Below are 22,956 nucleotides of genomic sequence, written 5' to 3'. Positions count from 1 at the left end.
ATTAAAGGGGGTGAAATTCATAAATATTTGGGGGTAAAATCTTAAATTTGATCCAAATACCCCATAGCCATGAACTTACTGCCTATTTTATCGCGACATTTTCTGCTGTTGATATCCATCATTTCCTTCTGTCACGCCCAGGATCTTAAGTTTGAGACACTGAGCCAGGATAATGTATTGGATAAACAGGCCGTATTAACCATCGCCCAAGATATACAAGGCAAGCTTTGGTTTGGCGGCGGCGCCAACCTATTCGTATATGACTCTCAGAATATCACTAATATTTTAGTTCAGGATACCGTCTTTAAAAAGGTAGATTATATTAATAAAATTGGCATCAATGTAAAAAATCATCTTTTCATCGCTACCGCAACTCAATTATTCATTTTCGACATCGACCGCCGTAAAGCAGTATATAAACAGGGCAAGCCTTTTCAGGAGAAGATCATCGTTGCTGATATTCAATTTTTTTCAAATAAAGTCTTCCTCTGTACAGATAAAGGCCTATACCTTGCAGTCCCTACTGCCGGAGCGTACGATCTTAAGTTGATTTTGGCCCGTCCACGTACGCAATCTATAATTCAAACTGGTACCGACTCCTACATCATATCTAGTTTCAATGGTATTGAAGCCTTTTCATTGCAGAATAATCATGTGTCCAATATCCAAAATCTCGGATTACCTTCCCTTCCGCAAAAGGAACGTATCTTCAGCTCGATGTATCTCCATAAAAATATCCTTTGGGTGGGTACAAAATTGCATGGCATATTTCAATATCACCTTAACGACAATAGATGGAACAATCTACGGGAAGACAATAGTAACCTCCTCAGCAATAATGTTCGAAAAATAACCAAAAATGCAGAAGGAAAACTATTGATAGGTACCTTAAAAGGACTTTCCATTTTTACGGGGACGCCAATGTTCACCAACTTTAAACACAATACTACTATCAAGAATTCCTTGAGTCAAAATTCCATTTACGATATTTTCATTGATCGGCAACAAATCACTTGGATAGGAACCTATTTTGGAGGAATAAACGCTATTTACCCCGATCTCATCCCCATACAGCATTATTCAACTCGTTCGCTTTCTGGTCTTCGCATCAATAGCGATATCACCGGTAGTTTCGCTGAATCAGACAATGCCTATTGGATAGGAACGGAGGAAGAGGGAATCAACAGGATTGATAAGGCAACGGGAGCTACTTCCCCATTATTAAAATTGACCCAGTCAAACTTGATTAAGGACTTATATGTTAGAGATAACAAAGTATATGCAGCGCAGTACGGAGGGGGATACTCCATCATCGACGCACAATCGGGAAATACCCAACACTTTTATCTAGAAAAAGATCTCTTAAATCTCAAAAATAACATCTACAGCATTTACGCCGACCAAGCACATCGTATTTACCTTGGAACCAACAGAGGGCTCTATATCGTGGAGCCAGGAAAACCAGTTCAATACAATACCGCTTTAAAAACGGCTACAATTGAGGATATACAAGCCGATAATAAGCAGCAGATATATTTCCTAAGAGGAGGTACACTTTATCGCAAAAAAAACAATGAATCGAACATACAGCAAATAAAGCAGCTTGATACATTAGTCCTGAGCGGATTTTATGTTCATCCACATGGAGATGTCTGGCTGACTTCAAAAGAAGATTTATATCATCTTGATCAAAGGGACCACTTGACCCGTATCGCTCATTTTCCTAACAATTCGTTAGGTTGGCCAATTGTCATTAATGGTCAATTATGGCTGACAAGCAAAAATGGATTAATATGTTATCAACCTAAAACAAAACGCAGCTTTATTCTTAACCAATACGACGGTCTTCCTGTGAAGAACATGCTCGGAGCAAAAGTTTTTACCAGTAAAACCGGCATATTGTTCATTACAACCTTAAATGGTGTGGTATCTATAGATACTAGAAAAATCGCATTTAATCAGAACAAGCCGAATGTCCTTTTCCGCAATATTTTTCTTGAGGAAATTCCTTTACACTATGGCCGACTAGAAAAAAGCAAGGAACCAAACAGCTACAAACTTAAACTCAGACATGATGAGAATTTTATTACGGTTAATTTCTCAAGCTCAAATTTCATCAAACCACAAAAAAATAGATATCGTTACAAACTTGAAGGTTTTGACAAAGATTGGATAGAAACCAGCACACCTTCAATACGGTATACCAATATTCCTACTGGCATCCATACCTTGACCATATTTGCCAGCAACAATGATGGAATATGGAGCAGTACACCATTACGAATTCACATCGATATAAAGCCTCCTTTTTGGAAAACATGGTGGGCTTACTTGTTATATGCAGGCTTATTTACCTTAGGTGTTCATTTCGTCATCAAATTTGTTGTTGAACGAGAAATGCTGATCAATTCAGAACGGGAACAGGAAAAGAAAATCAAATTCTTCACCCAAATTTCACATGAGATCCGTACACCATTAACCTTAATTACCGCTCCTCTTGATGAAATTATTTCGGAAACAGCAAATGCTACAACTACTCAATCCAAAGTAAAGCGGATAAAAAAGAATGCCAATAAACTTCTCGGTGTTGTCAATGAACTCCTTGATTTCAAAAAATTTGACGACAAGCATTTTGTGCTAAAGAAAAATGACGTTCCTTTCAGAGAATACATCGAGGACACCTTTTATCTGCTACATGATCTCGCCCAAACTAAACATCTGAATTATTACATCCGGCAACTCGATGCTGTGGGGATTCAATCTATAGATACAGTACAATTTGATAAGGTTATGTTCAATCTCTTATCAAATGCCATTAAATATACAGCAGAAAATGGAACAGTTTATCTTGAACTTGTGGAGAAGCAAGATTCATATGTGATCAATATCGTTGATAATGGGATCGGCATCGCCACGGACAATCAATTTAAGATATTTGAGGAGTATTATCGCGAGGAACAGGTTAATGATACTATTGGAACAGGCATTGGCTTAGCTTTAACGAAACAAATCGTACAACAGCATAATGGTGATATCCGTTGTTTTACCATGAAAGATGAAAAGGGAGAATGGACCGTATTTACAGTGCACTTACCAAAGCAACGGAACAGCATCTTCTCCTCACAGGAAGACGCCTACAAAGACGAGACTGATGGACCTATTTCCAAGAACTTAACAGCGTTTGAAACATCCTTGCAGCAAACTATACTCATCGTGGAAGACAATAGGGAATTATTGGAGGCCATTGTCAGTTTATTTCAAGATACCTATACTGTAATTACAGCAGTAAATGGCGAAGAAGCACTGTCCAAGGCACAGGTCTATATACCTGATTTGATCATCTCAGACCTGATGATGCCTTACATGGATGGAGCGCAGCTCTGTCAAAACATTAAGACAAACATTGCAACCAGCCATATTCCCTTTATCTTGTTAACTGCCGTAACAGATCATGATTCACAAATCCATGCCTTACAGCACGGAGCAAATATTTACCTGACTAAACCTTTTGACAATAGACAGCTTTTCCTCTCAGCGCAAAATCTGATTTCCATCACTCATAAAAAGAGTAGGGAGTTTCAGGTAAGAACAACTTCATTTGACAATGATCTTGATACACAGTTCATCACTGCATTGGACGAACTGATTGAAGAACATATGCAATCAGATGGTTTCGATGTTAACTTCATCTCTCGTACAATGGGCATGAGCGCCCCTATTCTCTATCGTAAACTCAAAGCGATATCAAACTTATCACTCAACAATTATGTCAAGAGCTACCGGCTCAATAAAGCTAGAGAATTGTTAAAGTCATCCATGAATATCAGTGAAGTTGCCTATGCAGTCGGATTTTCTGACAGAAAGTACTTTAGTAAAGAATTCAAGAAACAGTTTGGACATAATCCATCAGAGGAAAGCTGATAAACAATTCAAGTCAATTAAGCTTGCAGAAAAGAAAAGCCACATTTTAATAAATGTGGCTTTTCTTTATTGAGCTATTTCTTTAATCATCGGTTCCCCGGCAAGCAATCGCTGATAGCGAACCAACGCTTCTACATAATAATAATCTGCGTAGGTCAATGGCACATCAACTTCCGAATTCAAAGGTAATGCTCCTACACTATGTTGAAGAATATAGCCTCCATTTTGACCATAGGTAGCCAGATAAGGAGCTTTAGATAAATTTTTGATGATCGTTTCAGCTTTATCAAAATAATTTGCAGCTTCGTTACCAGTAGTATATTGTGAAAGTTCCAGCAGTGCTGAGGCATATAGTGCCGCCGCCGATACATCTCTCAGATCTTTATTTGGATACATCTTATCAGAAGATGCGATCTTATCTTTATCAAAGTCCCAATATGGTATTAGGTCTGATGGCAGATTAGGATTTTTCAGAATATACTTTGCAATTGCCTGTGCTTGCTTCAAAAATTCCTTTTTCTTCGTTTCCCGGTACATCATGGTATAACCGTATAAGGCCCAACCCTGCCCACGGGACCAAGCCGACTCATCAAATGCACCCTGATGCGTTTTTTTTCCTATAGCCTTACCGGTTTTCTTATCATAATCAATGACATGATAGGAACTATAATCTTTTCTGAAGTGATTTTTCAATGTGGTTTCAGCGTGAGATACAGCAATGTCATAGAATTTTTTATCACCCGTTATTTTAGCTACTTGCGTCAAAAACTCCAAGTTCATCATATTATCGATAATAACAGGATACTGCCATGAGCCATGATCCCAAGAACGTATTGTTTTTGTTATTGGACTATAACGGGAGGCTAATGAGTTAGCACCAACAGTAAGTATCGGTTCATATTTTTGAGTGTCCCCCGTTAAACGAAGCGCATTTCCAAAACTACAGAACAACATAAAGCCCAGATCATGGGTACCTTTATTATTTTTTTCTTTCTCCAGATACGTCAGCTTATCGGTTGCTTTTTTTAATAGCTCTCCGTCTTTGGTTCCTTCATATAGATATAATAATGTTCCCGGATAAAATCCCGAACACCACCAGCTTGAAGAAGAAAACACTTCTTTCCCATTCTGAAATGTCTTAGGAAACTTCTCTGCTGGTGTTTCATTCGCCAAAACCTTAATCTGCTTGGCTGCTTCATCTAATTGCTTCTGAACAAATTCCTTCGATAGGTTCAATTTTACCGTTTGTCCATGAACCATTGCAGATGTTCCCAAAGCTGCACATAAAAGCACAAAAATTTGTTTTTTTAATCTCATGATATTAATCCCTTTTACATAAATTTTTTAAAAGCTCAACCACAGACCGACTCCTTCTTTATAATTTAATCCACCTTCCCTAAAAATGAAAAACAGCAGTACTATAGCGAAAACTGATCAGCTATACCTTATTAAGCAACCATAAAGATGCTTGATTATTCTCCCATAATCAAGCTCGTTTTACGAAAACGATTGAGTGAATTTGTACTATTTTTTTCAACCGTATGCTATACGGGTAAAATAAATTAAAAGCCTCATGTAACAATTCTATGTACTTACATAATAATGAAAGTATACAATCCGAGCTCAAACATGAAAGAAATGAATTCAAGGCAATTCTTTTACTATTTTTTCATAAAACAATAGTAAACTATAAACAAATTTTTAGTTATCGGTTTATATTTATAAGTTTTTTATCTATTTTTAAGATCAAATATCCAATGCCGTTATTTTTAACAGCCTAGAAATGGATCAATTATAAAAAAACAACTAATCCAACCAACATGAAAGAACAGAATTCGTCAAGGCGTGATTTCATTAAAAAATCAGTGGTCGGTGCTGCAGCATTTTCGATTGTACCACGCTTTGTACTTGGAGGACAGGGCTATCTTGCCCCGAGTGATCATCTAACCAAAGGAGTAATCGGTGTCGGCAGTATGGGCCGCGGACACTTTGGTTATGCAGGAACAAAAACAGTAGCCATCTGCGATGTGGATACAAGTCATCTTGCACTGGCACAGAACGATCTCGGAGGCGGTGTAAAAGAGTATCATGATTTCAGGGAGCTGATCAAATCCCCCGAGGTAGATATTGTACATATTGCAACGCCACCACACTGGCATGGATTAATGTCCATAGAGGCCGCTAAAGCCGGAAAAGACATTTGGTGTGAAAAACCAATGACCCGTACCATTGGTGAAGGTAAAAAAGTCAAAGAAGCCATTGCTCAACACGGGAATATATTCCGTTTGAATACCTGGTTTCGCTTTAAGGATAATTTTTATGGGATGAACGTCCCGGTCAGCAAAATCAAAAAACTTGTTGATACGGGTATGTTGGGCTGGCCTCTGAAAGTAACGATAAGTAAGCATACAGGTTTTGACTGGAAGTTCTTTTGGGTAGGAAAAGAAAATCTTCCAGAAGAAAAAGTTCCCGCTGAGCTTGACTATGATTTCTGGTTGGGTCCTGCTCCCTATAAGCCATACAATAAACATCGTGTACATACCACATTTAGGGGATATTGGGATTATGATGGTGGCGGTCTGGGTGATATGGGACAGCATTACATAGACCCTGTGCAATATTTTTTGGGTAAGGACAATGAAAGCCCGATTACCGTGGACGTCGATGCCCCACAGCAACACCCTGATGCGGTAGGAACATGGCGAAGAATTACGTTTACCTATGCGGATGGTTGTCAAATCATTCTAGATGGAGAAGCCAAAGATGAAAAGGCGGCTTACATCGAAGGACCTAACGGAAAGTTATATAAAGGGTTTGAATCTGATATCCCAGATTTAGAGAGAAAACTCGCTCAATATCCTGAACCAGCACCACAAATCACAGATTTTCTTGAATCTGTTCGAACACGTGAAAAATTTGCCTTGAATGAAATCAATGGTCATCGCTCATGTACACTGGTCAATATGGGACTTGCTGCGGTGCGACTTAATCGGTCTTTAAAATATGATTCTCAAAATGAACAATTTATTGATGATGATGCAGCAAATCGATTAATTCACCAACCAATGCGAGGTCCTTGGTCCATCTAACGTTATATTCAAATGAAACCATCATGATTTATTCAAACCGACTTAAACGAGTTCAGGAATGCCACTTAGAACATATACCTGATGAATAAATCTGATAGCTTCATCACAACTGAAAAATCAAATAAACGGATGAAAAAGATATTTAATTCGCTGGCGGTATTGTTACTTATCTCAAGTGCCACTTATGCGCAGCAACCTCAAAATAGAACTACAGCTACTAAGATAGCAGATGTACTGGCGCAGCAGCCTGCCGCGGAAAAAGAAAAATTCTTACTTGCCATGCGTGAATTAGAAGGGTTTTCTTCTGATGATATTGCTACTTTCTTAAAGGGTTTAGATGCCCAAGAAGGTAACAAGGCCCCTATTGAATTTGCTGCGAATAGCTTTTCTTTCTATGTGAATCAATCCGGGAAAGAACAACAAAAGAAGGTTTTTGTTGAAGGTCTGACAAAGTCTCTGCCTCAATTGAGCAAACAGACAAATCAAGCTTTTATTTTACGCCTATTACGCCAATGTGCAGACAACGCTGCTATTCCAGCCATTGCCAACTGTTTGAACAATGATGACCTCGTCGATGCAGCAGCAAGAGCATTAGTATCCATACACACAAAGGAATCTGCCTCAGCTTTGGAGGAAGCGTTAGCGAATGCTTCAACGGAAAAAAATGCAATAGCTTTAGTGACCGCACTTGGCGATTTGAAAACCAGTTCCGCGGAGAATTCAATTTTAGAATTAACAAAAAAATATAATTCAGATGCCTTCCAGCGCACAGCTTTAATTGCATTAAGCAAAATCGGAGGTACAGCATCGCAGCCACTATTCCAAAACAAACTCGATGCTGCGGGATACAACTATGATAAATTTGATGCTATTGGACTCGGTATCGATTATGCACAGTCTTTAATAGACAATAAACAAGAACAAGACGCTGTTAAATTCTTAAACAAATTCTTTAAGGAATCTCAAAAAGCAAAATCCATCAATGGACAAATTGCTTCCCTCAAGATGTTGGCTGCAATCGCTCCTGATAAGCAAAAGAAGAACCTGTTATCTGCCGTTAAAAGTGATCATGCAGCTTACCGTAATGTTGCTTTACAATTATTAGGGAAATACGGTAAAGGTAATGATGCCAAAACTCTCCTTGCATTAGCAAGTAAAAGCAGCCCTGAAGTACAGGAAAGTGTATTAAATTACCTTGCACACAACGGCTCGGCAAGCAGCTTGAAATTAATCCAGGAGCTGATCGGTAAAACCCAGTCTCCTACTACAAAGCTTGCAGGGTTAAGTGCCATCAACAGTCTATCACAGGGAAAAGAAACCAACACCTTGATCCAGGCTTTGGGCACTGATCAACAATTCAACAATTCCATAAAAGCCCTTATCCTTTCTTCAAAAGATGCTGCGGTAATCAATGATGTCAATAGCGCATTAGCCACTGCCGATGATGACAAGAAAATCCAATTGCTGGATATCTTAAGTAAACGCTCCAACAATGCTTCATCCAAAGCTGTATTAGCAATCAAACCTGCTAATCCAGCCGTAGAAGAAGCTATAAACAGAGCACTGCCCAATGTTGCGCAGGAATCTGATATTGAAGAACTTTTCAATAGACTGAACAGCACGACAGATAATAAATCAGCAAGTTTATTACAACAGGCCATCGTCAATGTAATTCAATCGAGTGCTGATTCAAAAGGACTGACTCAAAAATTGATTGCAAACATCTCGAAATCAGCAGCACCAAGTACAGCGAAGTATTTTCCTATTTTCGCAGGACTCGGTGACGGTCAATCTTTACAGGCTGTCAGCAATTATGTCAATAATACTACTCCTGATCTAAGGGCAGCCGCTGTCACTTCATTAGCAAACTGGTCTACCCCAAATGCACTGCCAGAACTTGTTTCCTTATCAAGGGTAGAAAAAGATGCTGTACTGTTCAATACCATATATACTGGATTGATCAAATCAATTGCTTCGTCATCGCATACGCCTGCTCAGAAAACACTCTTATTGCGGGATGCTTTTAGCGTGGCTAAGAATCCAGAGCAACAAAAAGCAGCACTTTTTGCATTGCAACCAACAGGTACTTATCAAGCCTTAGTTTTTGCAGCGGACAAAATGAACGACCCTCAACTTGGCGAAGCTGCAGCGAACACGGCAATGAATATTGCCATGGACAACAAATTCTATGGTCGCAAAGTCAAGGAAGTTTTAGAACAAGTGATCGGAAAACTGACCGGTAGCGAAAGTGGTTACCTTAAAGAAGCTATTGTCCGCTATCTAGCCGAGATGCCGATGAAAGAAGGTTATATTTCACTTTTCAATGGTAAAGATTTAAGTGGCTGGAAAGGTCTGGTGGCAGACCCGATTAAGCGAAGTAAAATGAATGCCAAAACTTTGGCGAAAGAACAGGCGAAAGCTGACGAGGTCATGCGAAAAGGATGGTCAGCTTCAAATGGAGAGATCGTTTTTAGCGGAAAAGGAGATAACTTGGCCACAATCAAGCAGTATGGTGATTTTGAGATGCTCGTAGACTGGAAATTGGAGAACTACGGTGGTGTAGAAGGCGATGCCGGTATTTATTTAAGAGGTACTCCTCAGGTTCAAATTTGGGATATTGCCAACACAAGAGTGGGGGCCCAAGTAGGTTCCGGTGGATTGTATAATAATCAGATCAACGAAAGCAAACCATTGAAAGTTGCCGACAACGCAACAGGTGAATGGAATACTTTTAAAATAAAAATGGTAGACGATAAAGTCACTGTTTGGTTAAATGGTCAATTAGTCACAGATAATATCCCGCTTGAAAATTACTGGGACAGAAACCAGTCTATCTTCCCAACAGAGCAGATTGAACTTCAAGCGCATGGTTCTGTTGTTTATTACAGAGATCTTTTCATTGAAGAGATTCCTAGAAAGCAAATTTTTAAGTTAAGCGATCAGGAGAAAAAAGAGGGCTTCGAAGTCTTATTTGATGGAACAAATCTTGACAAATGGACCGAGAATCAAGCCTATGTCATTAACGATGAAGGTTATCTTTGGGTATATCCAAATGCTAAATTTGGCGGGAATTTATATACCAAAGAAGAATTTTCAGATTTCATTTATCGATTTGATTTCAAACTAACTCCAGGAGCCAACAACGGTGTTGGGATACGTGCCCCACTCGATGGTGATGCAGCCTATGAAGCCATGGAAATCCAGGTATTGGATGACGGTGCAGATGTTTACAAAGATCTGAAACCTTATCAATATCATGGCTCCATCTATGGGGTGGTGACCGCTAAAAAAGGCCACTTAAAGCCATTAGGTGAATGGAATTCTGAAGAAATCGCTGTTAAAGGCAACCGCGTTAAAGTAACATTGAACGGTACTGTTATCGTTGATGCGGATATTGCTGAAGCAAGTAAAAATGGCACTTTGGATGGAAAACAACACCCTGGTTTAAAACGTTCTGCAGGTCATATTGGATTCTTAGGCCATGGAACAGAGGTATTCTTCAAGGATATTCGCGTTAAGAAACTCAAATAGTTTTCAAAAATTGACAAATGAGAGGGGGTAAGACAACTTATCCCCTTTTTTCTAAGAAAACGACCTGACTAGAAGAGTGAAAATAACCTTATGATTCCAAAACTTTTACTAAATTGAAGACATTAGGATTCTAATTCAAAATATGATGTTTTATGACTAAAGCCGTAAACTTACTGATTAACAAAAAATTGGAGAGTAAACCTGAAAAGAAAAATCTGTTCAATAAGATCTCTATTATTAAATTAATAGCCGAATTAGGATCTGTATCCGTAAATGATATTGTAAAGAACCTCTATTTAAGTCTCCCTACCGTCAACAGCCTGATTGCAGAATTATTAGAAGATGACATTATCCGTCAATTTGATAAAGGAGAATCTATTGGTGGACGAAAACCCAATTTATATAAATTATGTGATGGATTATTCCAGGTATTATGTATTGAATTGCAGCGGTTCTCGATCACGCTCAGTATTATGGATAATAATCAGAATTCTATAGCTGAAACAGTAGAATTAGACAATGAGCTATCCCGGAATGCAGATAATTTGGAGGGTATCTCGCAAATTATTGACCAATATATCTTAGACAAATCTGTTGATATAGAGAATTTAACTGGATTGATCATAAGTATGCCTGGATTAATCAATGCTGAAGAAGGAACCAATGAGACATTTCTTCATGATAACACCCAGTCCGTCACAGGATATTTTGAACACAAATATGCGAAACCAGTTTATATCCTTAATGATGTTAAAGGTGCAGCCTACGCTGAATTAAAATTTGGGCTGGCAAGAAATACCAAAAATAGCCTTATTATATTAATGGATTGGGGAATAGGTCTTGGCATCGTCTCCAATGGAGAAGTATATTTAGGAAGGGATGGTTATTCCGGTGAGGTAGGGCACATGCCGTTTATTGATAATGGTGAACTTTGTTACTGCGGGAAAAGAGGCTGCCTTGAAACAGTGGCTTCTGGAATTGCTTTGGTCAACAACGCTAAACAAGAAATACAAAAAGGAGAGCTCACAAAATTAAATGAGCTCCAAGAAGAAGAACTACAGCACCTGACACCTACGCATATCATTGAAGCTGCCAATCAAGGTGATCAATTTGCCATCAATCAAATTTCCAAATTGGGGACTAATCTAGGAAAGGCTTTTGCCTCGCTCATTCAGCTCCTTAATCCAGAACTGATCGTGTTGGGAGGAAAGATCGCAAAAGCAAATGAACTGATTACAATACCTATACAACAAGCGATCAATTCCTATACAATGGCGATCCTGAAAGAACATTGTGATATAAAAGTTTCAAGTTTAAATCTCGACAGCAATACGATAGGTCTAACAAACTATTTTATTACGAAATACCTATCAGTCGAATTACTCCGAAAATCTAAAATCTAAAACTGTCCTGTACTCAGCAAAACCAGAGTACAGGCTCTTTCTGTCTCAATTCCATTTTCCATAGCAAGCTGTTCCAATTCCGAATTTTCGGCTCCAGGATTAAAAATAATCCGCTTTGGTCGGGTTGCCAAAATATAATCATAATAATTCTTTTGGTTTTGCTCGCTCAAATACATGGTAATGGTATCTATATCTGAATAGATCTTCCCTTTAACTTCTATCGGCACACCTGCTACTTCTCCACCACTCAATCCAATATTGACGATATCATGTCCATGTTTTTGCAACATATTCGCTGCTTTATTAGAATAACGAGAAGGGTTTGTACTCGCGCCTAAAATCAATGTCTTTTTCATATGATTATATGATTATCCATAAGTGTTTCTTTTCATTGGTATACATACATGATACTACACGAATTATTCAATTGTGTTTATTCATGAGCTTGCTATAAGCAATGATTTATAGCCAATGATTTCCAATGAAACAATAAACTCCTTATAGTTGTTTTATTTTTCTAAAATGACGGAGCGATCAGGATTATTCATCTATGATAAAATCTCCATGGGCACTATATGCATTTTTACGCAAAACCGGCATTCCCAAGATTTTATAAAGCTCATCCAACTTGACCAAACTGCCATTTGTCATATTAGACAACAAAACAATAACAATATTTCTCTTTAGGTCCCGCACATAAATGTGGCGGAAACCGTGCCACCATCCTGTATGATAAACAATATGGTCATTACCATGCTCAAAGGTACGCCATCCATATCCATAGCTAAAAATCCCTTTTTTTGCATCCGGATATCCCAAATACGCGGAATCCAATGTAGATTTACTCAACAATCTACCATCCCGCAAGGCTAGGTCAAATCGATAAAGATCGCGTACCGTACTGTAAATTCCTTTGTCACCTAATGGACCATCCTGAAAATTCTGTACTACTGACCTTCTCCATACTTTATCATGCCCGATCACATTGGTCGGAATTTTATCATAAACAGCTTTGGATAATGCCGCTGTGTTAGTCATACCGGCCGCATTAAAAACACTATCTTTCATATATACGGCAAAGTCTTGCTTGGTCACTTTTTCGATGATGGCGCCAAGTACCATGAAATTCGAGTTATTATAGAAAAACCGCCCACCGGGTGCACCGTATCGGTTTGGTTTAAACTCTGTAAGCATCTTCATAACATCTTGATTGGTCATCCCCTTTTTACGGTCCGGCCAATGTTTCTCAGAAAAATAAACATAATTGGGTAGTCCAGAACGATGGGTTAAGAGCATCTTGATTGTAATGCCCGGGTAAGGAAAATCTGGATAAAAGTCGTTAATTGTCTGATCTAAACGGAGCTTTCCCGATTCCACCAATTTTAAGACACCGACTGCTGTAAGCGGTTTGGACACAGAAGCCAATTCAAACCTATCATCAATGTCCAAGCTGTCTCTTTTTAAATAGTTTGCCCAGCCGAATGTATTTTGATATAAAATTTTGCCATCCTTAGCGATGAGCACATTCCCGTTAAATGCATGCTTTTTATGTAAATTTTTCATAAAAGCATCAATCTTTTGATCTGCATCATTGGGGTTATAAACGAGTCTTGTGCTATCTACTTTTGCTTGTTCTATCGCCGCTTCCTTTTGTTTCTTCTCTTTTGAACTACAAGCGACTGTAGATGTTAACAAAAGAGCTACCATTCCCTTTAAAAAAAATAATTTCACTAGTCTGTATCTCCCGGATTTTTATTTCGCATTCAATATACAATGTCAATTCAGTACTTTTACTGCCCTAGAATTGCATACCCTAATTATATTACCTTACCTTGAATTGTAGCTACCAATATGAATTTGCACTGCCTGATTGACTGAAAAGATAATAATGCTAAAATGAAGAATTTAGTATAAAAAAACGAATTTTTAGCGCAAAAAAAAGCCACTTTAACAATAAAGTGGCTTAATATGTATTATTTTTTAGAACTATGCCAGCAATCTAACTGGGTTTTCTACCAGAGCTTTCAAAGTCTGTAAGAATGCCGCACCAGTTGCACCATCTACCACACGGTGATCACAGCCCAAAGTTACTTTCATTACGTTACCAGGAACAACAGCACCGTTTTTCACAACAGGAACTGCCTGAATCGCTCCTACAGAAAGGATTGCGCCATCAGGGGAGTTGATGATTGATGTAAATTCATCAATTCCAAACATACCCAAGTTGGAAACTGTAAATGTAGATCCCTCCCAGTCTGCAGGTTGTAATTTCTTAGCTTTCGCTTTCTGAGCGAAGTCTTTCACTTCCGCAGAGATATGAGATAATGATTTGCCATCAGCAAAGCGCACCACAGGAACCAATAACCCATCTTCAACCGCCATAGCAACACCAATGTTTGTATGCTCATTGAAACGGATTTTGTCTCCTTGCCAAGATGAATTCACAGCAGGGTGTTTTTTCAATGCAACCGCCACAGCTTTCACAACGATGTCATTAAATGAAACTTTAACGGGTGCAATTTCATTGATCTGAGCACGAGCTGCCATCGCATTATCCATATCGATAGAAACCGTCAAATAGAAATGCGGAGCTGTAAACAACGACTCTCCTAAGCGGCGGGCAATTGTTTTACGCATTTGATTGACAGGTTTTTCCGTATAACGCTCTTCACCAACATACGTAGGTAAAGTAATTGCTTTTGTTTCTGTAGCAGGAGCTGCTGCAGCTGTTGTTTCAGCGGTTTTCGCTGCTGCTGGAACAAAGGATTCCACATCTTTTTTCACGATACGACCACCATCAGCAGAACCTTTAACATCGCTCAAATTGATTCCTTTTTCTTTCGCAATCTTACGGGCCAAAGGAGAAGCTTTCACACGGGAATCATCGCTTGAAGCAGATGCAACCGGTGCAGCAGTTGCTGCTGGAGCTGAATCCGCTTTAGGAGCTTCCGCAGCTTCGGCTTTGGCAGGTTCAGATTTTTGATTTAACAAAGGAGTAATATCCGTTCCGGCAGGACCAACAATAGCAATAATATCATTTACTTTTGCTGCCTCTCCAGCCTCAAGCCCAACATACAACAATGTACCATCAGCATACGCTGTTACTTCCATTGTCGCTTTGTCGGTCTCTACATCAGCAATCGCATCATCCGATTTGATCGTGTCGCCAACTTTGAAGTTCCACTGCGCAATGACACCTTCTTTCATGGTATCACTCAACAATGGCATCGTGATCACGGTACATCCCAATTCTTCAGGAGTTACTGTGCTCGCCGAAGCTGCTGGAGCCGAAGCTTCTTCTTCTTTCTTCTCTTCTGTTTTTTCCGGTGCTTTTTCAGCCGCAGGAGCATCGCCGCTCAATAAAGCCTGAAAATCTTCACCAGGTTCACCTAAAACAGCAATAATAGCATCAATTGCTACGGCCTCGCCTTCTTTAGGACCAATATATAAAAGAGTTCCTTCTTGGTAGGACTCAAAATCCATCGTAGCTTTATCTGTCTCAATTTCAGCTACCAAATCACCAGAATTCACTTTATCACCAACTTTTTTGTGCCACTTTGCAATGACCCCTTCGGTCATTGTGTCGCTCATTTTCGGCATTCTTACTACTTCAGCCATTCTTTATTATATTATCAAGTTAAAGAGTATTAATCTAAAATAAATGGATAATCTTGTTGTACATATACATCTTTGTACAACTCATCTGCATTTGGATATGGAGATTCCTCTGCAAATTTAACAGATTCGTCAACCACTTTTTTCACATCAGCTTCAACTTCAGCAAACCAGGCATCATCAGCATAATTGTTTTCCAAAATAGCATGTTTGGTAGACAAGATTGGATCCCGGTCTTTATATGCTTCTAACTCCTCTTTTGTACGATACTTTGCAGGATCTGACATGGAGTGCCCTTTGTAACGATATGTACGGATTTCCAAGAATGTTGGTCCTTCACCAGCACGTGCGCGTTGAACCGCCTCATCCATTGCATTGTGTACCGCGACCACATCCATTCCATCTACAGGTGCAGAAGGCATATCAAAGCCTAAACCCATTTTATAAATATCCTGCATATTGGTAGTACGTTGTACCGATGTACCCATAGCATAACCATTATTTTCACAGACAAAAATAACAGGAAGTTTCCACAACATTGCCATGTTAAGTGTCTCATTGAACGCCCCTTGACGTACAGCCCCATCGCCCATATAACAGATATTCACATTGTCTGTGCCTAAATATTTCTCAGCAAATGCGATACCAGCTCCTAAAGGAATCTGACCACCAACAATACCATGGCCGCCCATAAATTTATGCTCTTTCGAAAAGAAGTGCATAGAACCGCCTTTGCCCTTTGAACAACCAGTGATCTTTCCAAATAATTCAGCCATACATGCATTTGCGGAAACGCCTTTCGCCAGGGCATGGGCGTGATCACGATAAGCAGTGATTAATGAATCTTCAGATTTGATTACAGACATCGTTCCCGCGACTACAGCCTCTTGTCCTATGTACAAGTGACAGAAACCACGAATCTTTTGCTGTCCGTAAAGTTGGCCTGCTTTTTCTTCAAACTTACGCATAAGTAACATGGACTTATACCACTCCAAATATGTCTCTTTTGTTATAGGTGTTGAACTCATTTCAAAGTTTTGATTTTCTTACTATTCTAGACTACAAATCTAATCATTTTGGGTGAATTTCCTTTGCCAAAAATCAATTTTATTTATACTTTAAGACACTTCTAAGACATTTGATTTAAAGTATATAGCATTTTTTAACAAATAAATGAAAGGCACAATCAAATAAATCAAAAACTTATGAAAATAAAAAAGCCAAAGGACATTATAATCATTTGGCTTAATCTATTTTGTACAAACATTTTACTACCGCAGTTTTTGTATGAGCTCCGATTCTGAAACTTTAACTTGCGTCCCACTTTCCATGTCTTTAAGCGACAATTGACCGGAACTCACCTCTTCCTCTCCGACCAACAGTACATAAGGAATTCCCTTTCCGTCGGCATAGCTCATCTGTTTTTTCAATTTTACAGGCATAGCATACAATTCAGCTGCAATATTTTCTTTTCGAAGCTTGTGCAGCAACCTCAAGGTATACGCTTCAAGCTGTTTATCAAAATTGATGATCAGCAACTTGGTGGTATCTGCTTTGTTCTCGGGAAATAGGCTAAGTTCTTCTAGAACATCATAAATACGGTCTGCTCCAAACGAAACCCCAACTCCCGTCAAACCTTTTAATCCAAACATCCCAGTAAGGTCATCATAGCGACCTCCCCCACCTATGCTTCCCATCGCAACCTCATTTGTTTTTACTTCGAAAATACAACCTGTATAATAATTAAGGCCGCGAGCTAATGTAATATCCAGATCAACAATTCGTGTCAACAGCACATTATCTCCACTTAACTTTGTGATATAGTCAAATACCTCCTCAATCTCGGCAATACCATTTAAGCCGACAGTAGAAGTTGATAAGACTGTTTTTAATGCTGACAGTTTCTCCTCATTTGAGCCCTCCAACAAAATGATAGGTTTTAGAAGGTTCAAGTCTGTTTCTGTGAAGCCTCTTTCCAACAGCTCTTTATTCACACCATCAAGACCAATCTTATCCAATTTATCGATGGCGACAGTCATATCGACAATAAGCTCTGGCTTCCCGATAATTTCGGCAATACCTGACAGTATCTTCCGGTTGTTGATTTTGATATTAAAATCTTTCAGCCCAAAATGCTCAAACGCCTCTTGATAAATCAGGATAAATTCAGCTTCATTCAGCAAACTCTCCGATCCAACCACATCAACATCACATTGGTAAAATTCACGGTAACGACCTCTCTGTGGACGATCTGCGCGCCAGACAGGCTGTACCTGAAAACGCTTAAATGGTAAGGAGATATCATTTTGATGCATCACCACATAACGCGCAAAAGGAACCGTCAGATCATATCTTAGCGCTTTTTCAGAAATATGGGGAATTAATTTGTTCGAATTTTTATCTTGTAATAGGCCATCTGGAGCTTTTGTCAAATAATCTCCAGAATTAAGGATCTTGAAGATCAATTTATCACCTTCATCACCGTATTTTCCAGTCAAGGTTGTTAAATTCTCAAATGAAGGTGTCTGTATCTCATTGTAACCATACTTTTTAAACACTGCTTTCAATGTGTCAAAAATATAATTACGTTTGATCATTTCGGAAGGTGAAAAATCACGGGTTCCTTTCGCCAAAGAAGGTTTTACTAATGCCATATTTGGCAAAGTTAATATTTAGTGGGCACTAAATAAATTAAAGAATAAAAATCCTTTATTCAACTTCCAGAATCTTGAGTAATTCGCAGGCTTTTTCGGCAGCCAATTTTTCAGCTGACTTTTTATTAAAATCACGCCCCAGACCACATACGACTCCATCAACAACAGCCTCAACACTGAACATCTTGGCCGATTCACCTTCAGGATTATCTATTTGTTGGAAGAGAATTTCCTTTCCTGTATGTTGACACCATTCAATCAAACGGCTCTTGAAATTAGTTTCCGTCTGTTCCAGCAATTGGATATCAACATGTGGTTTAATGATACGGTTCAGGAGAAAGCTCTTCGTAAACACATAGCCCTTATCCAAATAAACAGCTCCGATCAATGCTTCGAACGCATCGCCCAATAAGGACCCTTGCTTATTTGGGAAGCTAATCATCCGGGCATCAAACTGAATAAGTTCATTCAACCCAAGCTTTCGGGAAAGTTGGTTGAGATTGGCACGGCTGACAATTTTAGAGCGCATTTCAGTAAGAAAGCCCTCGTCTTTATAAGGGTATTTTTTGAATAGCAGCTCTGCAACGACTGAACCCAAGACAGCATCGCCCAGAAACTCCAAGCGTTCGTTGCTATTCTTCGCACCATCTTTAATAATAACAGCAACAGATTTATGTCTAAATGCCATCTTGTACAAATGTACATTCCCCGGAACAAATCCAAGCAAATTCTTTAGCTTTCTAACATATTCCCGATCTGACGAAAAATACAACTTATATATCCTTGCAAAGGGCATCTCTTCTAAAAATAAGGCGACAAGTCCTAATGAAAGAACCTGTCGCTAGCTCATATTATCAAACCATGTTTGAAGGATCAAACATTAAGCTTTATATTTCTTTACAATAACGGTAGCATTATGTCCACCGAATCCAAATGTGTTACTCAAAGCAGCATTAACAGTACGTTTTTGCGCTTGGTTAAATGTAAAATTCAGTTTATTATCAATTTCTGGATCATCAGTAAAATGATTGATTGTCGGTGGGACAATATCATTCTGTACAGCCAGTATGGAAGCAATGACTTCAATAGCTCCCGCTGCACCAAGAAGGTGTCCTGTCATTGATTTTGTTGAACTGATATTCAATTTATAAGCATGATCGCCGAACAGATCAACAATAGCTTTTGTTTCACTAATATCACCTACCGGTGTGGAAGTTCCATGAACATTGATATAATCGATGTCCGAGAAGTTCATATCAGCATCGTTGACTGCCATTGTCATGGCTAATTTAGCGCCCAATCCCTCAGGATGCGAAGCAGTAATGTGGTGTGCATCAGCACTCATTCCTCCCCCTGCAATCTCCGCATAGATTTTTGCTCCACGAGCCAAGGCATGTTCCAAACTTTCCAGAATCAAAGCACCTGAACCTTCCCCTGAAACAAAACCATCCCTGTCTTTGTCAAAAGGACGAGAAGCTGTTTTAGGATCATCATTCCGGGTTGATAAAGCATGCATTGCATTGAATCCTCCGATTCCAGCTTCATTGACTGTAGCTTCAGAGCCACCAGTAACAATTACATCAGCTTTTCCCATACGGATGTAGTTAAAAGCATCAATCATTGCATTGGTAGCAGATGCACAAGCAGATACAGCTGAAAAGTTAGGACCACGAAGGCCATGACGCATTGAAATATGTCCTGGAGCGATATCGACGAGCATTTTAGGAATAAAGAAAGGATTGAAACGTGGTGTTCCATCCCCTTTGGCAAAGTTGGCAACTTCTTCTGTAAAAGTTGTCAAACCGCCTATTCCTGAGCCCCAGATCACTCCGATACGATTAGTATCTAATTTTTCAAAATCTAAGCCAGCATCTTTAATCGCCTCATCAGTAGACGCAATTGCATACTGGACAAAAGGATCGACTTTACGAGCTTCCTTACGATCCATAAAATCATGTGGATCAAACCCCTTTACCTCACACGCAAACTGAGTTTTGAATTTTGACGCATCAAAATGCGTAATAGGAGCAGCTCCGCTTACACCATTTATTAACGCCTCCCAGTAAGCTGGAACGGTATTACCAATTGGTGTAAGGGCGCCTAATCCTGTTACTACTACTCTTTTAAGCTCCATTTATTACGATTAGCCTAATTAAATTAGTTAGTTAACGTTTTTTTCTAAATAAGCGATTGCTTGACCAACAGTACCAATAGTCTCTGCTTGGTCATCAGGAATAGCAACGTTGAATTCTTTTTCAAACTCCATGATCAACTCAACAGTGTCAAGTGAATCAGCACCTAAATCATTAGTGAATGAAGCTTCTGGTGTTACTTCGTTTTCGTCAACACCTAATTTTTCAACGATAATTGCTTTTACTCTTGAAGCGATATCTGACATGATTTTATAGTTTAATTGTTTAATAAATCTGTGCAAAGAAAAATAAATTTCATCAAAATTCAAACCTAAATTGATATTTAGATGAAAGTCACCATGTTAGGCGACCGAACTTATTCGCGTCTTATACTAGCTAACCCACTCTATATTAACTTACTTCAAGTATAACAAAAATTATTTTGTATTCCAAACGCTTCCCTAATTAACTCAAATTTTACATAAAAAGTATATTCCGACCCTAAAATTATTACTACCTTCGTTATCAAAGAACAAAATATTTAAGGATTAAAAGTGGTCAATAAGTTAGTAGCAAGGTTAGACATGGATATGGATGAAGAATTGGATTTCACCCTTCTTGCCATTACCTGTTCGCTCAAAGATTACCGGCTCTGCCACTTTATCAATAAGGAAACGAATCTCAATTTTGCTAGAGGTAAAGAAAGCAAGAATGATCATGACGGCAGACCTAAAAATAAATCCGAAGAAGAGCTTGAATATCATATCATCTTTGACGCAAAGAAAAAAATAAGCCAGCATTTCACTTCCTTTCATTATGTGAGTACCGACTCTGACACAGAATATTATCTTATTAACAATAAAAGTATTGAAGGAGCTTTTTTAATTCCTGAAAATCCACACTTTGATTTTTTTATCATTATCAAAAATTACATCTGTGAAGATGATGTTGAGCATATTATCAAAAAGATCAGCAGATTACCAGAAGTCGTCATTGCAAAAGAAATATCTCCTAAAATATTGAAATCTAAAGAAAATCTCATATTTTAGCGCACTGTAGGTTAGTGTAGCAAGTACACCTCCCATAAATCTAAATTAATTCGTTTTAGTTTGGACAGTACACAACAATATAGCGTGCTATTTGTTGTGATAAATGAAGAACATTAAAAAATACAAAATAACAGATGGAAAAAGTTCAAAAAAGGACTAAAATTGTCGCAACATTAGGCCCTGCTTCGGCAGACAAACAAGTTTTGACCAACATGATTGCCAAAGGGGTTGATGTGTGTCGGTTGAATTTCTCTCATGGCAGCCAGTCCGATCACCTTAAGGTAATCGAAACTATAAATGCAATAAATAATGAAACTGGATTCAATGTTGCCATCTTAGCAGATTTACAAGGTCCAAAGATCAGGATCGGAAAAATGAAAGAAGGTGGCGCTGTTCTCGTAAATGGCTCAAAAGTAGAAATGACTACACACGAACTTATTGGGGACGAAGACAGAATCTATATTACATACGAAAACTTTCCAAACGATGTTGAAGCCAACGAAATCATTTTACTTGATGACGGAAAACTTCAACTTCGTGTTTTAGAGACCAACCATAAAGATACGGTCACTTGTGAAGTGGTCCATGGCGGCGTACTTACTTCACGTAAAGGTGTAAACTTACCCAATACAAAAGTATCAATCCCTTCTTTAACGGAAGAGGATTTGGATAACCTGAATTTTGCGTTGGATAATGGTGCTGATTGGATTGCCATGTCGTTTGTTCGCTCTGCAGAAGACATCGTTCAGTGTAAAAAAATCATAGCAGCAAAAGGTAGCCATGCCCGTATAATTGCGAAAATTGAGAAGCCAGAGGCTATCGAAAACATAGATGCCATTATTGAAGCCACAGACGCTGTTATGGTGGCTCGTGGAGACTTAGGTGTAGAACTTCCAATGGAAGAAGTACCGGGACTTCAAAAGATCATTGTCCAAAAATGTAGAGATCTTTCTAAACCTGTCATCATTGCTACCCAAATGCTGGAAAGCATGATCACCACCCCTCGCCCTACGCGCGCAGAGGTAAATGATGTCGCCAATTCTGTATTGGATGGAGCAGATGCTGTTATGTTGAGTGGTGAGACTTCTGTAGGTGAATTCCCAGAGATTGTGATCGAAACCATGAGCAAAATTATTATCCACGTGGAACAAACTTCTTATCCTTATTATAATGAGAAAGTTAGTGAAATTCACGATGGAACGCTCATTCCAGATGCAATCTGTGCTTCATCAGTCTACCTGGCACAAAAAACAGATGCTTCAGCAATTGCGGTATTAACATCTTCAGGAGCTACAGCATTTGAAATTGCGAGCTACAGACCAAATGTTGATGTCTTGGTATTCACCGGTACCCAAAAATTATTGAAACAGCTCAGTCTGCTTTGGGGAGTGAAAACATTTATATATGATAAATTCGAGAGTACAGACGGCTCTATCCATGATGTCAATAAATTTATCATAAAAAATAATTATGTTAAACCTGGTTCGATTATTATCAATACAGCCTCCACGCCTTTAATTGAAAAAGGTAAAACAAATACTATTCGTGTCTCTCAACTATAA

Annotated in this window: 15 protein-coding genes; 6 read left to right on the top strand and 9 right to left on the bottom strand. The window is 38.8% G+C overall.

Annotation, left to right across the window (positions count from 1 at the left end):
- Positions 1-69 precede the first annotated feature (69 nt).
- Entirely contained in the window at positions 70-3,921 is a 3,852-nt protein-coding gene (locus HX021_RS14660; RefSeq protein WP_286591178.1) for a hybrid sensor histidine kinase/response regulator transcription factor, read from the top strand.
- A gap of 66 nt (positions 3,922-3,987) precedes the next feature.
- On the opposite strand, the gene HX021_RS14655 is transcribed toward HX021_RS14660, so the two are convergent.
- Complete coding sequence (locus HX021_RS14655) at positions 3,988-5,238, bottom strand: glycoside hydrolase family 88 protein (RefSeq protein WP_286591177.1); 1,251 nt, start codon at positions 5,236-5,238, stop codon at positions 3,988-3,990.
- Between the two features lie 503 nt (positions 5,239-5,741).
- Here HX021_RS14655 and HX021_RS14650 point away from each other — a divergent pair.
- The 3 genes from HX021_RS14650 (at position 5,742) to HX021_RS14640 (ending at position 11,944) form a co-directional block, all read left to right on the top strand.
- Positions 5,742-7,010, top strand: a complete 1,269-nt coding sequence (locus HX021_RS14650; protein ID WP_286591175.1) for a Gfo/Idh/MocA family oxidoreductase — start codon at positions 5,742-5,744, stop codon at positions 7,008-7,010.
- Positions 7,011-7,139: 129 nt separating this feature from the next.
- A complete protein-coding gene (locus tag HX021_RS14645; protein WP_286591174.1) occupies positions 7,140-10,541 on the top strand; it encodes a DUF1080 domain-containing protein in 3,402 nt (1,133 codons plus the stop codon).
- A gap of 152 nt (positions 10,542-10,693) precedes the next feature.
- Entirely contained in the window at positions 10,694-11,944 is a 1,251-nt protein-coding gene (locus HX021_RS14640) for an ROK family protein (protein WP_286591173.1), read from the top strand.
- Here HX021_RS14640 and HX021_RS14635 read toward each other — a convergent pair.
- From HX021_RS14635 to HX021_RS14600, 8 genes are all read right to left on the bottom strand, one after another.
- The gene (locus HX021_RS14635) at positions 11,941-12,300 is read right to left on the bottom strand and encodes a CoA-binding protein (RefSeq protein ID WP_286591172.1); all 360 of its coding nucleotides are present in this window, start codon (positions 12,298-12,300) and stop codon (positions 11,941-11,943) included. The genes HX021_RS14640 and HX021_RS14635 overlap by 4 nt on opposite strands.
- A gap of 184 nt (positions 12,301-12,484) precedes the next feature.
- The gene (locus tag HX021_RS14630) at positions 12,485-13,651 is read right to left on the bottom strand and encodes a serine hydrolase domain-containing protein (RefSeq protein WP_286591171.1); all 1,167 of its coding nucleotides are present in this window, start codon (positions 13,649-13,651) and stop codon (positions 12,485-12,487) included.
- A 279-nt stretch (positions 13,652-13,930) separates the two neighbouring features.
- Positions 13,931-15,562 (bottom strand): dihydrolipoyl dehydrogenase family protein, encoded by a 1,632-nt coding sequence (locus HX021_RS14625; RefSeq protein WP_286591170.1) that lies wholly within the window; start codon positions 15,560-15,562, stop codon positions 13,931-13,933.
- Positions 15,563-15,591: 29 nt separating this feature from the next.
- Positions 15,592-16,587 carry a pyruvate dehydrogenase (acetyl-transferring) E1 component subunit alpha gene (gene pdhA, locus HX021_RS14620; RefSeq protein WP_286591169.1) on the bottom strand — a complete coding sequence of 332 codons (996 nt, stop codon included), beginning with the start codon at positions 16,585-16,587 and terminating at the stop codon, positions 15,592-15,594.
- A 243-nt stretch (positions 16,588-16,830) separates the two neighbouring features.
- Positions 16,831-18,213 carry a histidine--tRNA ligase gene (hisS, locus tag HX021_RS14615; RefSeq protein ID WP_286591168.1) on the bottom strand — a complete coding sequence of 461 codons (1,383 nt, stop codon included), beginning with the start codon at positions 18,211-18,213 and terminating at the stop codon, positions 16,831-16,833.
- A gap of 55 nt (positions 18,214-18,268) precedes the next feature.
- On the bottom strand, positions 18,269-19,009 hold the full coding sequence (rnc, locus tag HX021_RS14610) for a ribonuclease III (RefSeq protein ID WP_286591167.1): 741 nt from the start codon (positions 19,007-19,009) through the stop codon (positions 18,269-18,271).
- A gap of 84 nt (positions 19,010-19,093) precedes the next feature.
- Positions 19,094-20,347, bottom strand: a complete 1,254-nt coding sequence (gene fabF / locus HX021_RS14605) for a beta-ketoacyl-ACP synthase II (RefSeq protein WP_286591166.1) — start codon at positions 20,345-20,347, stop codon at positions 19,094-19,096.
- A 27-nt stretch (positions 20,348-20,374) separates the two neighbouring features.
- The gene (locus HX021_RS14600; RefSeq protein WP_028070665.1) at positions 20,375-20,611 is read right to left on the bottom strand and encodes an acyl carrier protein; all 237 of its coding nucleotides are present in this window, start codon (positions 20,609-20,611) and stop codon (positions 20,375-20,377) included.
- A gap of 288 nt (positions 20,612-20,899) precedes the next feature.
- On the opposite strand from HX021_RS14600, the gene HX021_RS14595 reads away from it, so the two are divergent.
- Positions 20,900-21,394, top strand: coding sequence for an IPExxxVDY family protein (locus HX021_RS14595; RefSeq protein WP_286591165.1), 495 nt, complete (start codon positions 20,900-20,902; stop codon positions 21,392-21,394).
- Between the two features lie 134 nt (positions 21,395-21,528).
- Entirely contained in the window at positions 21,529-22,956 is a 1,428-nt protein-coding gene (gene pyk / locus HX021_RS14590; protein ID WP_286591163.1) for a pyruvate kinase, read from the top strand.

The organism is Sphingobacterium sp. N143 (assembly GCF_030325625.1).
In the GTDB taxonomy this organism is placed as follows: Bacteria; Bacteroidota; Bacteroidia; order Sphingobacteriales; family Sphingobacteriaceae; genus Sphingobacterium.
The sequence above is the reverse complement of the archived record's forward strand: the minus strand, read 5'-3'. Positions and strand labels throughout refer to the sequence as shown.

Coding starts and splice junctions, on each gene's coding strand:
- HX021_RS14660 (WP_286591178.1), top strand. CDS start 70: ATGAACTTACTGCCTATTTTATCGCGACATTTTCTGCTGTTGATATCC.
- HX021_RS14655 (WP_286591177.1), bottom strand. CDS start 5,238: ATGAGATTAAAAAAACAAATTTTTGTGCTTTTATGTGCAGCTTTGGGA.
- HX021_RS14650 (WP_286591175.1), top strand. CDS start 5,742: ATGAAAGAACAGAATTCGTCAAGGCGTGATTTCATTAAAAAATCAGTG.
- HX021_RS14645 (WP_286591174.1), top strand. CDS start 7,140: ATGAAAAAGATATTTAATTCGCTGGCGGTATTGTTACTTATCTCAAGT.
- HX021_RS14640 (WP_286591173.1), top strand. CDS start 10,694: ATGACTAAAGCCGTAAACTTACTGATTAACAAAAAATTGGAGAGTAAA.
- HX021_RS14635 (WP_286591172.1), bottom strand. CDS start 12,300: ATGAAAAAGACATTGATTTTAGGCGCGAGTACAAACCCTTCTCGTTAT.
- HX021_RS14630 (WP_286591171.1), bottom strand. CDS start 13,651: ATGGTAGCTCTTTTGTTAACATCTACAGTCGCTTGTAGTTCAAAAGAG.
- HX021_RS14625 (WP_286591170.1), bottom strand. CDS start 15,562: ATGGCTGAAGTAGTAAGAATGCCGAAAATGAGCGACACAATGACCGAA.
- pdhA (WP_286591169.1), bottom strand. CDS start 16,587: ATGAGTTCAACACCTATAACAAAAGAGACATATTTGGAGTGGTATAAG.
- hisS (WP_286591168.1), bottom strand. CDS start 18,213: ATGGCATTAGTAAAACCTTCTTTGGCGAAAGGAACCCGTGATTTTTCA.
- rnc (WP_286591167.1), bottom strand. CDS start 19,009: ATGCCCTTTGCAAGGATATATAAGTTGTATTTTTCGTCAGATCGGGAA.
- fabF (WP_286591166.1), bottom strand. CDS start 20,347: ATGGAGCTTAAAAGAGTAGTAGTAACAGGATTAGGCGCCCTTACACCA.
- HX021_RS14600 (WP_028070665.1), bottom strand. CDS start 20,611: ATGTCAGATATCGCTTCAAGAGTAAAAGCAATTATCGTTGAAAAATTA.
- pyk (WP_286591163.1), top strand. CDS start 21,529: ATGGAAAAAGTTCAAAAAAGGACTAAAATTGTCGCAACATTAGGCCCT.